Genomic DNA, 13,811 nt, shown 5'->3' on the forward strand with positions numbered 1-13,811 from the left:
GGCGTCAGGGCGCGGGCGGCGGCACCGCCGACGGGTCGAAGCCGAACGGCAGCTCCAGCCGGTGGGCGCGCAGGAGTTCGGTGTCGGCGAGCAGCGAGCCGGTCGGCCCGTCGGCGACGACGACGCCGTCGCTGAGCACCACCGCCCGGGGGCACAGCTCCAGCGCGTAGGGCAGGTCGTGGGTGACCATCAGCACGGTGAGGTCGAGCGCGCGGAGGATGTCGGCCAGTTCGCGCCGCGAGGCGGGGTCGAGGTTGGACGACGGCTCGTCCAGGACGAGGATCTCCGGCCGCATGGCCAGCACGGTCGCCACCGCGACCCGGCGGCGCTGCCCGAACGAGAGGTGGTGCGGCGGCCGGTCGGCATGGCCGGCCATGCCCACCTGTTCCAGCGCCTCGGTGACGCGGGCGTCGAGTTCGGCGCCGCGCAGCCCGGCGGCGGCCGGGCCGAAGGCGACGTCCTCGCGGACGGTCGGCATGAACAGCTGGTCGTCGGGGTCCTGGAAGACGATGCCGACCCGTCGGCGGATCTCCGCGAGGTGGGCGCGTTCCACTGGCAGCCCGGCCACCGCCACCCGGCCTGCGCCGGCGGTGAGGATGCCGTTGAGGTGCAGTACCAGAGTGGTCTTGCCGGCGCCGTTGGGGCCCAGCAGCGCCACGCGCTGCCCGCGCGGCACGGTCAGGTCGACGCCGAACAGCGCCTGGTGGCCGTCGGGGTAGGCGTAGGCGAGGCCGGTCACGTCCAGCGAGGGCGGCGTCTCCGGCGCGGGTGGTTCCGCAGGACCGGACCGGGTGTCGGGGCCAGGTCCGGCGCCGGGGCCGGTGGACGGCGGGCGGTGCGGGGAAGCGGTCACAGGAGCCATCCCATCAGACAGACGGCGAGCGCCGCGAGCGGCAGGGCGGCGGCCGACGTCCACTGGCGACGGGTCGCGGCGACCGTGTCGGTGACGGGCATCGAGCCGGAGTAGCCGCGGCTCACCATGGCCAGGTGCACCCGTTCGCCGCGTTCGTAGGAGCGGATGAACAGCGCGCCCGCCGTCTTCGCCAGCACCCCCCAGTGCCGGGGGCCGCGGGACTGGAAGCCCCGGGAGAGACGGGCGATGCGCATCCGGCGCAGCTCGTCGGCGACGACGTCGCCGTAGCGGATCATGAAGGAGGCGATCTCCACCAGTTGCGCGGGCAGTCGCAGCCGCTGGAGGCCGAGAAGCAGGGCGCGGATGTCGGTGGTGGCGGCGAGCAGCACGGAGGCGCCGACGCCGAGTGTGCCCTTGGCGAGCACGTTCCACGCGCCCCACAGCCCGGATTCGCTGAGCGACAGGCCGAGCCACTCCACCCGCGGTCCTTCGGCGACGAACGGCAGCAGCACGGCGAAGGCCACGAACGGCACCTCGATCAGCATGCGCGCGAGCAGGAAGCCCGGCGGCACCCGGGCGGCGCCTGCGACGGCGGCGAGCAGCAGGGCGTAGAGGCCGAACGCCCACATCGCCTCACGCGGGGTGCTGACCACGACCAGCACGAAGCAGAAGACGCCCACGAGCTTGCAGTGGGCCGGCAGCCGGTGCACCGGGGTGTGCCCGTGGCGGTAGAGCTTGTGGGCGTGGCCGGCCCCCATGTCAGACCTTCTCGTCGGCGGTGGCCGCCTCGCGGGCCTCGCGGCGCCGCACCACGAGGAAGACACCGGTCCCGACGGCCAGCGTCGCGCCGACACCGATCACCCCGGCCAGGCCGACGGAGATCCGTTCGTCCTCCACCTCGCGCACGCCGTAGTCGGCGAGCGGCGAGCCCTCCAGGGCGTGGTCCTCGGCGAGGTCGATGAAGCCCTGGTCGGTGGAGACGCGTTCCAGGCCGTCGAGTTCGGACGAGGCGTAGTAGCTCACCACGCCGGCGCAGACCAGGGTGGCGGCCAGGCCGGCCAGCCACAGCGGCCGAACCGACCGCCGCCCGGCGGCGGGAGCCGTGGCGGGGTCGGTGGCCGAGGCGGGGTCGGTGGCGGCCGTGGGGCCGGTGGCCGCGGGGGCGGCGGGTGTGGTGGCGGCGGGTGTGCCGGGTGCGGTGCGCAGCACCAGCGGTGCGGCGACCAGGTCGCGGGCGCCGTACACGAGGTCGGGGCGGACGGCGAGCACCGCGCCGACGGTGAGGGCGGTGATGGCGGCCTCGCCGAGGCCGATGGCGGTGTGCACGCCGACCATCGCCGCGAAGACCTTGCCCAGCGAGACGTCGGCGGTGCCGCCGAGCGCGAACAGCACGGTGAAGACCATGGCGGCGACCGGCACGGAGACCAGGGCGGCGACGAAGGAGGACGCGGTCAGCGAACGCCTGCCGCGCGGCAGGGACCTGGCCAGCAGGCGGAACAGCGGGTAGGCGACGGCCACGGCGACCACGCCGAGCAGGGTGACGTTGGTGCCCAGGGCGGTCAGCCCGCCGTCGGCGAACAGCAGCGCCTGCATCAGCAGCACCACCGTCAGGCAGAGCACAGCGGTGTAGGGGCCGACGAGTATCGCGGCGAGCGCGCCTCCCATCAGGTGCCCGCTGGTGCCCGCGCCCACGGGGAAGTTGAGCATCTGCACGGCGAAGACGAAGGCGGCGACCAGGCCGGCGAGCGGTGTGACCCTCTCGTCCAACTCGCGGCGGGCGCCGCGCAGCGAGACCGCGACGGCCGCGGCGGCGACCACGCCGGTCGCCACGGAGACGGGTGCGTTGAAAAAGCCGTCGGGCACATGCATGGCTGCTCTGCCTCTCCACCTGCGGTCGGACAATCGATCGATGATACCCGTCACCTGCGAACTCTTCGCAAGAGCGAGTGAGTGGCTACCACCGGACGGGGACAGGAGTGTGGGCGCGGCCGGGCTTCCGACCGGGTGGGCGGACGGTCCCGGCGGGCCGGAGGTCGGCCGGGCGCGTGAGGTGGGGAGAACCGGGCACTCGGACGGCAGTCGGATCGCAGGGCGCCCGACCCGGTGTGGGCCAGCTCACTTCGGGTCGGTGGTGACCGCCGCCCCCGATTCACGGTCTTAGGAGGCGACCGGGCGTCCGCCCGAAGAGGAGCATGACGATGTCCACAGCGATCGATCTGACCGTCCAGGCCCGCGTGGTGGCCCGCCCCGCCGCTTTCCCGATCTTCGCGACCCTGCACTACGACAGCCGCGATCCGCTTGCCGTCCAGGTCGTCTTCCCCGCCGAGGTCGCCCTCGACGGCGTGGAGGTGGCGTGGACCTTCGCCCGCTCCCTGCTGGACGAGGCGCAGCGCGGGCCGGTGGGGCACGGCGACGTGCGGCTGTGGCCGCACGGTCCGGACCGCACGATGCTGGAGTTGCAGGCGACGGAGGGCCTGGCGCTGGTGGAGATACCCAGCCGGGAGGTGCGGACGTTCCTCGCGGAGAGCTACCGGCTTGTCTCCGAGGCGGACGAGCACCGGCGGCTGGACGTCGAGCAGAGTCTGGCGCTGCTGCTGCGGGGGGTCTGAGGCGGCCGCAGCGAGCCGCGAGGCACCTGTTCATTTGCCCGGCATCGCCCGCTTGCAGGCAGAGCAACGTGATACAGGTCACAAAACTTCGGCACCGGATCGGGCGACGAAACGTGCATCCGCGGGGTCGTAGGGATGGCGAAGCACAGAGAGACACAAGGCCTGCCCGGCCCGCCGGGAGCGGCCACCGATCCGAGGAGCCACCCATGTCACCGCTGCTGGAGTTCCCCCTTCAGGCCCGGTTGGTCACCCCGCCCGCCACCCGGCGCATCCCCGCCCTGCTCTGCTACGACCGGCACGACCCGCTCGCCGTCCGCGCGGTCTTCCCCGCGCCGCCGGAGCTGGAGGCCCCGGACACGGTGTGGATCTTCGGACGGGAACTGCTGGAAGTCGGGCTGCACGCCCCGGCCGGTATCGGCGACGTCCACGTCCGGCCCTGCGGCCCCGACCGGACCGCCGTGGAGCTGCACGCGCCCGAGGGCATGGCGCTCATCGAGTTCGGCACACTGGAGCTGCGCCGCTTCCTGTGGCGTTCCTACGCCCTGGTGCCCCAAGGGCAGGAGCACCACAACCTGGGCCTGGACCAGGACCTGACCGAGCTGCTTCGCCGGCCGCTCCAGGGCTGACGCCACCCTGGCAAGGGCTGACCCCGCCAGGGGCTGACCCCGCGCGCAGATCCACCGACGCACACCCGGCGCGCACCCCGCGCCGACCGGAACCGTACGCCCCGGACTTCCCGGACTCCCCGGACTCCGCCGCGCCCCGTGACCGCACCGGGCGGCGAACACCCGCGGGTGAACGGCACCGGCACGACTTGCCCGCCGTCGCAGCCACCCGAACCATGGGAGACGTGAGCGACGGCGCATACCTCCGGTTCCCGCACCTGCACGACGACCTGCTCTGCTTCACCGCCGAGGACGACCTCTGGGTGGCCCCGCTCGCCGAGGAGGGCGCCGCACCCGGTCGAGCCTGGCGGCTCACCTCCGACCGCACCCGCCTGGGGCACCCCCGGTTCTCGCCGGACGGACGACGGATCGCCTACACCTCCTGGCGCAGCCTCGACCCGGAGATCCACCTGGTCCCCACCGAGGGCGGCCCTGCACGCCGACTCACACACTGGGGCGCGCCCGACACCCGGGTCTGCGGCTGGACCCCGCCCGAACGGGACGGCCGCAGCGACATCCTGGCCGTGGCCTCCCACGGCCAGCCCTTCTCCTACTTCTCCTGGGCCTACCGGCTGCCCACCGACGGCTGCCCCGGCGGGCGCCTGCCCTGGGGGCCGTGCGCGGACATCGCCGTCGCGGACGACGGAGGCGACCGCCGAACGCTGCTGCTGACCGGACGGCCGCCGCACGAACCCGCCGCGTGGAAGCGCTACCGCGGCGGCGCCACCGGACGACTGTGGCTGCACGGCCGCCGACTGCTGGCCGACCTGGACGGCCACCTGGAGTGCCCGATGCCGGTCCGCTCCGGCGGCCGGCTGCGGATCGCCTTCCTCTCCGACCACGAGGGCGTCGGCAACCTGTACTCCTGCCTGCCCGACGGCTCGGACCTGCGGCGGCACACCGACCACGCCGACTTCTACGCCCGCAGCGCCGCCACCGACGGCCACCGCGTCGTCTACCAGTGCGCCGGCGAGCTGTGGCTGGTCGACGACCTGGGTCCGGGCGCCCCGGCCCGGCGGCTGGCGGTGCGGCTGGGCGGTCCGCGCGCCGGGCGGCGCGGCTACCAGGTGCCGGCCGCAGCGCACCTGGACTCGCTCGCCGTGGACTCCACCGGGCGGGCCAGTGCGGTGTGCGTACGCGGCAGCCTCTACTGGCTTACGCACCGGGACGGCCCGGCCCGCGTCATCAGCGACACCCCGGGGGTGCGGGTGCGGATGCCGGAGATGCTCGGCTCGACCGGCTGGATCGCCTACGTCACCGACGCCGACGGCGACGACGCCCTGGAGATCGCCCAGCTCCCGCGGGCCAGCGGCAGCCGGGCGGTCCGGCGGCTGGCAGCCGGGCGGCTCGGGCGGGTGCACGAACTGGTGGCGTCACCGGACGGCGGCACACTCGCGGTCGCCTCGCACGACGGCCGTCTGCTGCTGGTCGACACCGCCGCGGCCCTGGAGGAACCGGCCGACGGCCCGGAGGCGGGGGTCGAGGCCGCCGGGACGCCCGACCCCGGGACGCCGGAGACCGGGACGCCGGCGAGCGAGCCGGGTGGCCGCGGCCCGCACGCCGCGCCGGCGGAGGTGGCCGTCGCGCCGGCGGAGGTGGCCGCCGCGCCGGCGGAGGTGGCCGAGCTGGTCCGCTCGGACAACGGCCCCGTGCGCGACCTGGCGTTCTCCCCCGACTCCGGCTGGCTGGCGTGGGCGCACCCGGGCATCGGCCGCTCACTGCGCCAGATCCGGATCGCCAGGCTCGCCGACCGTACCGTCCTGGACGTCACCGGCGGCCGGTTCGAGGACGAGCAGCCCGTCTTCACCCGGGACGGCCGCTACCTGGCGTTCCTGTCCTGGCGCGGCTTCGACCCGGTGTACGACGTGCACACCGGCGACCTGTCCTTCCCGCTGGGCTGCCGCCCCTACCTGGTACCGCTGTCCTCGGCGACCCCGTCCCCGTTCGCCCTCTCCCCGGAGGGCCGCCCGGCGGCGGGCGGCCTGGACCCGCAGACCCTCGACGAGGGCGGCGGCGAGGACGGCCCGGTGACGGTCGAGGCGGAGGGACTCGCCAGCCGGGTCACCCCGTTCCCGGTGACGGCGTCCAAGTACTCCGCACTGCGCCCGGTCGCCGGCGGCGGACTGATCTGGCTGCGCTACCCCATCTCCGGCGCGCTCGGTGAGACCTTCGCCAATCCGGCCGACACCTCAGGGCGGCCCACCCTGGAGCACTTCGACCTGGTGACCTCCCGCCGCACCGAACTCAGCAGCGACGCCGAGTGGTTCGAGGTCAGCGGCGACGGGACCCGGCTGGTGCTCAACGACGAGGGCGACCTGACCGCAGTGCCCTCCGGTGAGCCCGCCGACTCCGACACCACGGTGGCGATCGACCTGCGGCGCGTCCTGCACGAGGTGGACCCGGCCTCCGAGTGGCGGCAGTCCTACGAGGAGGCCGGACGCATCATCCGCGCCTACTTCTGGGAGCCGTCGATGTGCGGCATCGACTGGGACGCGGTGCTGGCGCAGTACCGGCCGCTGGTCGAACGGGTCGCATCCCCGGACGAGTTCGCCGACCTGCTGCGGGAGGTGCTGGGCGAGCTGGGCACCTCGCACGCCTACGTCACCCCCGCCCGGCGCAACGAGGGACCGCCGCACTACCAGCGGCCCGTCGGGCTGCTCGGCGCCGACCTCACCCACACCCGCGACGGCGAGTGGCAGCTGTCGCGCATCCTTCCGGGCGACTCCTCCGACTCGCGGGCCCGGTCGCCGCTGGCCGGCTCCGGCATCCGCGAGGGCGCGGTGCTCACCCACGTCGACGGCCGGCCCGTCGACCCGGTGGCCGGACCGGCCCGGCTGCTGGCCGGGGCCGGCGGCACCACCGTGGAGCTGACGTTCCGGTCGGCGGACGGCGACGGGCCGCTGCGGCGCGTCGCGATCGTGCCGCTGGTCGACGACCGGCCGCTGCGCTACCAGGACTGGGTCGCCCGACGGCGCAGCGCCGTAAGGGAGTTGAGCGACGGCAGGTGCGGCTACCTGCACATCCCCGACATGGGCGGCTCCGGTTGGGCGCAGTTCAACCGGGACCTGCGCATGGAGGTGTCCCGGCCGGCGCTCATCGTCGACGTGCGGGGCAACGCGGGCGGCAACATCAGCGAGTTGGTGATCGAGAAGCTGACGCGCACGATCCTCGGCTGGGACCTCACCCGCAACGCCCAGCCGGTGTCGTACACCGGCAACGCGCCCCGGGGCCCGGTCGTCGCGCTCGCCGACGAAGCGACCTCCTCCGACGGCGACATGATCACCGCCGCGTTCCGCCTCCTGGGCCTGGGCCCGGTGGTCGGCGCCCGGACCTGGGGCGGCGTGGTCGGCATGACGGGCCGTCACCGACTGGGCGACGGCACGGTGATCACCGTGCCGATGAACGCCGCCTGGTTCGAGGAGTACGGCTGGGACGTCGAGAACCACGGCGTGGACCCCGACATCGAGACGCTGCGCACGCCCGTGGACTGGGCGGAGGGCCGCCTGGTGGTGCTCAGCACCGCCGTGCGCACCGCTCTGGACCTGCTGGAGCGCCACCCGGCGCACACCCCTCCCGACTACCGCTCGGTCCCCGACCGCCGCCGCCCCACCCTGCCGCCCCGCGGCGGACACGAGCGGTGAACACGAGCGGCGGACACGGACAGTAGTCGTCCGGAATGCGAAGTATGTCGGACCGTGTCAGTCTGATCGAGGCGAAACCGCCCCCCAGACGATGGAGAGAGAACCCCATGGGTATGGCAGACCAGTTCAAGGACAAGGCGCAGGAAGCGGCCCAGAAGGCCAAGGACGCGATGCAGGACCGCGACAAGAAGACGTCGAAGGAAACCCCCGACCAGGACCGGGACCGGGAGCAGAAGCGCACCAAGCCGGGCCGGCGGGACATGACGCAGGAGGCGCGCGAGCGCGCCAACGACACCCGCGAGCGCTACCAGCGCTGACACCACCGCGCGGGGCGCACCCCTCAACGGGGTGCGCCCCGCGCGGCGTTGCGCGGTCCGCCCGGACCCGTGGGCCGGACGGCCGTCCGGTCGGCGCGGACGGGTCAGAGTCGGCCGCGCTCCCGTTCGTCCGCTTCTCCGCCCGCGCCGACCAGTCCTCGCCGGGCCCCGCCGGCCGCCGCCAGCCGCGGTTCCATCCGTGCCACCTCGCGCTGCCCGACCAGCCCGAGCAGCGGCGGCAGGTAGCCGCGGACGGCCTGCATGCCGCGCAACCACCCCTGCGCGTACACGTGGTGGCTGCGGCGCTCCACGCCGGCGACGATCCGGTCCACCGCAGGGCCCAGCGGATAGGTGCGGTTGGCCGGCCACGGCAGGCGGCGGCGCACGTCCCGCAGCACCTCGTCCCGGTCGGCGCCGCGCACCATGTCGGTGTCGGTCCAGCTCAGGTAGCACACACCGACCCGCACACCCTTGTGGCCGACCTCCGCGCGCAGGCCGTGCGCGAACGCCTCCACGCCGGACTTCGACGCGCAGTACGCCGTCATCATCGGGGCCGCGGTGATCGCGGCGAGCGAGGCGACCTGGAGCAGGTAGCCGCGGGAAGCGGTGAGCAGCGGCAGGAAGGCGCGGGCGGTGACCGCGCTGCCGATCAGGTTGACCTCGATGACGCGGCGCCAGGCGTCAGGGTCGGTGTCGGTGAACGGGCCTCCCTGGGCGACCCCGGCGTTGGCGACGACCACGTCGACCTTGCCGAAGCGCTCCCCGACCTCCCGCGCCACCTCGGTCATCGCCACGTGGTCGGTGACGTCGGCGTGCCAGTGCGCGGCGTCGCCGGGCAGCGACCCGGCGACCTTCTTCAGCTCGTCGGGTTCCAGTCCCACCAGCGCGAGGCGGGCGCCGCGCGCCGCGAGCCGCCGGGCCAGCAGCTCCCCGACGCCGCGGGCGCCGCCGGTGACCACCACGACCTGGCCGTCCAGGTCGTGCCGGGTCATGACCGCCCCCTCAGGGTCTGGAGCCGGCCGGGGCGTTTCACGTGGTCCTCGACGAGGTCGCGCAGCACGTCGGCCACCCGGTCGGGTGCCTCGATCGGCGTCATGTGGCCCAGGCCCTCCAGTTCGTGCAGCGAGGTGCAGTGCGGCAGCGCCTCGGCGAGTTCACGGGCGTGCAGCGACGGGGTGAGGCGGTCGCGGGTGCCGGCGACGACGGCGGTCGGTGCCGTCAGGCCGGGCAGCTTCGCCGACAGGTCGAGCGCGCCGAGCACCGCGCCCCACGACGCCCGGACCGGCCGGGGGCAGGCGTGCACGATGCGGGCGCACGCCTCTACCTGCTCGGGTGAGGCGCCCGGCCCCATCGTGCCGTAGTGCAGGGCCCGCCGGGACAGGGCGGTCACCGGCCCCATCGGGGCCCTGGACCCCATGAGCAGCCGGTGGGCCCGGGTCCGCGCCGCGAGACCGCGGAACGGCAGCACCCGGGCCTCACCGAGCAGCCGTCGCGCACCGGTGCTGCACAGCATCAGCGCGGCGCCGTGCTGCGCGAGCTGCGGCCGGCCGGCGGCGGCCATGATGGTCATGGCGCCCATGGAGTGGCCGCCGACGACCGCCGGGGTGCCGTCCTCCAGGGTTGCCTCGAGCACCGCGCACAGGTCGTCGGCCAGCGCGTAGGTGCTGTACCCGCAGGCTTCGGGCGCCGGGGAGCGGCCGTGGCCGCGCTGGTCGTACAGCACCACCCGGTGGCCGTCCTCGACGAGCCGCCGGGCGACGGGCGCCCAGAACGCGGTGGAGCAGGTCCAGCCGTGGGCGAGCACCACCGAGGGGCCGTCCTCCGGGCCGTGCACCTCGGTGTGCAGGCGGGAGCCGTCCGGTGACACCGCGGTCAGCACCCGGGACGGTTCGAGCGGCGCGTACACGCCGGTCACGGTGCGCTTTCGGCGGCTCATGCGGCAGCCTCTCCTTCGGTTGCGGCCCCGGCCCGCGCGGCCGGGGCGGTGGCTCGGGCTTCGGGTGCGCGCAGCACCCGGTACTCCTCCAGCCGGATGCTGCGGGTCGCCCTGCGGAACTCCGCGGTGGTGCCCGGCCAGACGGTGGTGTTGCGCCCGTTGGCGTCCAGGTACCAGCTGTCGCAGCCGCCGGTGTTCCACACGGTGCGCTTCATGCGCTCCTGGAGGTGGACGTTCCAGGTGCGGACCGCTTCGGGCCTGGCGTCCAGCGCGGCCCGGCCCCCGAGCATGTCCAGCTGCCTGACGTAGTCGGTCAGGTAGGCGAGTTGGGCCTCGATCATCAGGATCATCGAGCTGTTGCCGAGTCCGGTGTTGGGCCCGATGACGGTGAGGAAGTTGGGGAAGCCGGCGGCGCTGGCGCCGCGCAGCGACTCCATGCCGTCCTTCCACGCCTCGGCCAGCGTCGTGCCGTCGGCGCCCTTCACCTTGCGGGCGATGGGCATGTCGGTGACGTGGAAGCCGGTGCCGAAGACGATGGCGTCGACCTCGGCGGTGGTGCCGTCGGCGGCCACCACGGTGCTGCCGCGGACCTCGGCGAGCCGGGAGGCGACCAGGTCCACGTTGTCCTGGGCCAGCGCCGGATAGAAGCTGTTGGACAGCAGGATGCGCTTGCAGCCGATGCGGTAGTCGGGGGTGAGCTTGCGCCGGGTCTCGGAGTCCGTGATCGCCCGCCGCATGTGGCGGGCCGCGAGCCGCTGCACCAGGCCGAGCCGCTCGGGGTGCTTGGTGAAGGCGCTGACCTGGAGTTCCCGCACGGCCCACAGCACCTGCCGACGCAGCGCACCCGTCACCGGCAGCCTGGTGTGCAGCCACCGCTCGGGTCCGCTGATCGGCCGGTCCACCCGCGGCATGACCCACGCGGGGGTGCGCTGGAACAGGGTGAGGCGGCCGACCTCCGGCTGGATCGCCGGCACGATCTGGATGGCGGACGCGCCCGTCCCGACCATGGCCACGCGCTTGCCGCGCAGGTCGAAGTCGTGCTCCCAGCGGGCGGAGTGGAAGACCCGGCCGGGGAAGCCGTCGAGGCCGGGGATGTCGGGGATCTTGGCGTCGGAGAGCGGGCCGGTTGCGGAGACCACCACGTCGGCGGTGAGCGGGCCCTGGCTGGTGGTGATGTTCCACCGCAACTCGTCACCGTCCCAGGTGAGTTGCTGCACGTCGCAGTTGAGCCGCAGGTGCGGGCGCAGCCCGAAGGTGTCGGTGACCCGCTCCAGGTAGGCCCGGATGTGGGGCTGCCCGGAGAAGCTGCGCGGCCACTCGGGGTTGGGGGCGAACGAGAACGAGTAGAGGTGCGACGGCACGTCGCACGCGCACCCCGGGTACGTGTTGTCGTGCCAGGTGCCTCCCACCGCCTCCCTGCGCTCCAGGACCACGAAGTCCGTGACGCCGCTCCGGCGCAGTTGCACTGCCGCGCCCAGACCGCCGAATCCGGACCCGATCACCGCCACCCGCACGTGCTCCCGCGCACGCTCGTGCTCGGTCATGCCGCCTCCCGAGGCCTACGAAACCATGCCAGCAATCACTGGCACATTTGCAGCGTAGGGCAGGCACGTACTCGTGGGTAGAGGGCGCGGGCGCAAAAGTTACCGGCGGTTGCACCCGGCGTGCCGGTGTGCGATCCGGCATAGGGTGGCGGAGTGGGGACTTCCGACACGTACACCGGCCAGGGCGGCAACCAGGACCAGCAGCCGCAACCGGACTCACACGCACCCGAGCCGGACCGCGCCGACGCGGCCGACGGCGCGGACGGCGCGGACGGCGCGGACGGCGGTCGTGGCAGGAACGCTGGCAGCGACGGCGACGGCGGCGATGGCGGCATCGACGGCGGTGGCGGTCCGGAGGAGGGGCGCGAGTACCGGGCGGCGGAGCTGGCCGAGGCGGCCGGCATCACCACCCGCACCCTGCGCTTCTACCGGGAGCGCCGGCTGCTGCCTCCGCCCCGGCGGTCCGGCCGCGTCGCCTGGTACAACGGCCACCACCTGGCCCGGCTGCGCAGCATCAACGCCCTGCTCGCCCGCGGGCACACCCTGGGCGGCATCGCCGACCTGCTCGCCGCCTTCGAGAAGGGCCGCGACTCGCGCAGCACCGCGGAACTGCTCGGCATGGACGAGGCGCTGACCCCGCCGTTCTCCCAGGAGGAACCCGTCCGCCTCACCCCGGAGGAACTGGCGGCGTACTTCCCCGGGCACGAGTCGGCGCAGAACCTGTCCACCTCCCTGGAACTGGGCTACCTCGCGGTGCAGGGGGACGACCTGGTGCACGTCAGCCGGCGCCTGCTGGAGGCCTCGTCGGCCCTCGTCCACCAGGGCGTCCCGCTGGCCGCCGTACTCGACGCCGGACGGGACGTGCGCGCCCACGTCGAGGCCATCGCCGACACCTTCGCGGAGCTGATCGGCACCCATCTGCTGGCCTCCGACCGCGACCCCGAACTGATCGCCCAGGCCGCCGAGCGGCTGCGCCCGTACACCAAGCAGGTGGTCGACGCGGAGCTGTCGATGGCGCTGGACCGCAAGGTCCGCACCGCGCTCGAAGCCTGGCTGCGCGCCCGCCGCCTGGGCGGCCCGGGGACGGAGGCGGACCCGGAATCCACCTGACGGCCCCGCCCTCCTGCCCGTCCCCCTCGGCACCCCCTCTCCCGTCCCTCCCGGACCCCAGCTCAGGAGCAGTCGCATGGAACCCCTGCGCATCGGCGTGCTCGGCGCGTCCCGCATAGCCGCGAGCGCCCTCGTCGCACCGGCCCGCCTCATCGGGCACCGCCTCGTCGCGGTCGCCGCCCGCGACCGCAGCCGGGCGGAGGCCTTCGCCGCCCGGCACGGCGTGGAGCGGGCCCTCGGCTCCTACGCCGAACTGATCGCCGACCCGGAGGTGGAGGTCGTCTACAACCCGCTGGCGAACGGCCTGCACGGCCCGTGGAACCTGGCCGCGGTGCGGGCGGGCAAGCACGTCCTGACGGAGAAGCCGTTCGCCTCCAACGCCGAGGAGGCCGCCGAGGTGCGCGACGCCGCCGAGAAGGCCGGGGTCACGGTCCTGGAGGGCTTCCACTACCACTTCCACCCGGTCAACCAGCGGCTGCACGCCGTGCTCGCCTCCGGTGAGCTGGGCGAACTCCGCGAGGTGCGGGTCGCGTTGCGCATCCCCGCACCGGACGACAACGACCCGCGCTGGTCGCTGGAGCTGGCCGGCGGCGCGCTCATGGACCTGGGCTGCTACGGCCTGCACGTGGCCCGCCGGCTCGCCCCGTGGGGCGGCGGCGCCCCCCGCGTCGTGGCCGCACGCGCCGGCGAACGGGCCGGACGGCCGGGCGTCGACGAATGGCTCGACGCCGACCTGGTCTACCCCGGCGGCGCCACCGCGTCGGCCCGCTGCCACATGGCGGCCGACGCCGTCGAGTGGGAGCTGCACGTCACCGGGTCGCGTGGCGAGGCCACGGTCCACAACTTCATCCAGCCGGACCTGGACGACCGCCTGGAGGTCACCACCGAGGCCGGAACCCGCGTGGAGGAGACCGGCCGCCGCCCCACGTACGCGCACCAGTTGGACGCCCTCGCCGCGCACCTGCGCGAAGGCGTCCCGCTGCCCCTCGACACCGACGACGCCGTGGACACCATGGCACTCATCGACGACTGCTACCGCGCCGCCGGCCTGCCACCCCGCCCCCGCCTCACCACCTAATGGGAGCTACCGGGTGAGCCGCGCTGGCAGACTCGGTGCCTGGTAGCCGCCGGTGAGT

At 74.3% G+C, this 13,811-nt stretch carries 12 protein-coding genes; 6 read left to right on the forward strand and 6 right to left on the reverse strand.

The window, feature by feature from the left end; genetic code table 11:
* Positions 1–4: 4 nt before the first annotated feature.
* Genes QNO07_RS21840 through QNO07_RS21850 form a run of 3 tightly spaced genes read right to left on the reverse strand, consistent with a single transcriptional unit; the run spans position 5 to position 2,722 of the window.
* Positions 5–862, reverse strand: a complete 858-nt coding sequence (locus QNO07_RS21840; protein ID WP_502961904.1) for an energy-coupling factor ABC transporter ATP-binding protein — start codon at positions 860–862, stop codon at positions 5–7.
* Positions 850–1,611: a cobalt ECF transporter T component CbiQ gene (gene cbiQ, locus QNO07_RS21845; protein ID WP_283993933.1), complete on the reverse strand. Its 762-nt coding sequence runs from the start codon at positions 1,609–1,611 to the stop codon at positions 850–852. Before cbiQ ends, QNO07_RS21840 begins: the two co-directional genes overlap by 13 nt.
* A gap of 1 nt (position 1,612) precedes the next feature.
* On the reverse strand, positions 1,613–2,722 hold the full coding sequence (locus tag QNO07_RS21850; protein WP_283993934.1) for an energy-coupling factor ABC transporter permease: 1,110 nt from the start codon (positions 2,720–2,722) through the stop codon (positions 1,613–1,615).
* Positions 2,723–3,051: 329 nt separating this feature from the next.
* Between QNO07_RS21850 and QNO07_RS21855 the strand changes: the two genes are divergently transcribed.
* The 4 genes from QNO07_RS21855 (at position 3,052) to QNO07_RS21870 (ending at position 8,085) form a co-directional block, all read left to right on the forward strand.
* Entirely contained in the window at positions 3,052–3,462 is a 411-nt protein-coding gene (locus tag QNO07_RS21855; RefSeq protein ID WP_283993935.1) for an SsgA family sporulation/cell division regulator, read from the forward strand.
* A gap of 206 nt (positions 3,463–3,668) precedes the next feature.
* On the forward strand, positions 3,669–4,088 hold the full coding sequence (locus QNO07_RS21860) for an SsgA family sporulation/cell division regulator (RefSeq protein ID WP_283993936.1): 420 nt from the start codon (positions 3,669–3,671) through the stop codon (positions 4,086–4,088).
* A 215-nt stretch (positions 4,089–4,303) separates the two neighbouring features.
* Complete coding sequence (locus QNO07_RS21865) at positions 4,304–7,768, forward strand: S41 family peptidase (RefSeq protein WP_283993937.1); 3,465 nt, start codon at positions 4,304–4,306, stop codon at positions 7,766–7,768.
* 107 nt (positions 7,769–7,875) lie between these two features.
* Entirely contained in the window at positions 7,876–8,085 is a 210-nt protein-coding gene (locus tag QNO07_RS21870) for a hypothetical protein (protein ID WP_283993939.1), read from the forward strand.
* A 104-nt stretch (positions 8,086–8,189) separates the two neighbouring features.
* Here QNO07_RS21870 and QNO07_RS21875 read toward each other — a convergent pair whose 3' ends face one another.
* The 3 genes from QNO07_RS21875 to QNO07_RS21885 are packed head-to-tail and all read right to left on the reverse strand — an operon-like array spanning position 8,190 to position 11,565.
* Positions 8,190–9,077 (reverse strand): SDR family oxidoreductase, encoded by an 888-nt coding sequence (locus QNO07_RS21875; protein WP_283993941.1) that lies wholly within the window; start codon positions 9,075–9,077, stop codon positions 8,190–8,192.
* The gene (locus QNO07_RS21880) at positions 9,074–10,021 is read right to left on the reverse strand and encodes an alpha/beta fold hydrolase (protein ID WP_283993942.1); all 948 of its coding nucleotides are present in this window, start codon (positions 10,019–10,021) and stop codon (positions 9,074–9,076) included. The genes QNO07_RS21875 and QNO07_RS21880 overlap by 4 nt, the downstream gene beginning before the upstream one ends.
* Entirely contained in the window at positions 10,018–11,565 is a 1,548-nt protein-coding gene (locus tag QNO07_RS21885) for a flavin-containing monooxygenase (RefSeq protein ID WP_283993943.1), read from the reverse strand. Before QNO07_RS21885 ends, QNO07_RS21880 begins: the two co-directional genes overlap by 4 nt.
* Positions 11,566–11,718: 153 nt before the next feature.
* On the opposite strand from QNO07_RS21885, the gene QNO07_RS21890 reads away from it, so the two are divergent.
* Together QNO07_RS21890 and QNO07_RS21895 are read left to right on the forward strand one after the other, a co-directional pair.
* Positions 11,719–12,675 (forward strand): MerR family transcriptional regulator, encoded by a 957-nt coding sequence (locus QNO07_RS21890; protein WP_502961905.1) that lies wholly within the window; start codon positions 11,719–11,721, stop codon positions 12,673–12,675.
* 76 nt (positions 12,676–12,751) lie between these two features.
* Complete coding sequence (locus QNO07_RS21895) at positions 12,752–13,753, forward strand: Gfo/Idh/MocA family protein (protein WP_283993944.1); 1,002 nt, start codon at positions 12,752–12,754, stop codon at positions 13,751–13,753.
* Positions 13,754–13,811: the final 58 nt, after the last annotated feature.

Source organism: Streptomyces sp. 549, from assembly GCF_030124175.1.
Lineage (GTDB): Bacteria > Actinomycetota > Actinomycetes > Streptomycetales > Streptomycetaceae > Streptomyces.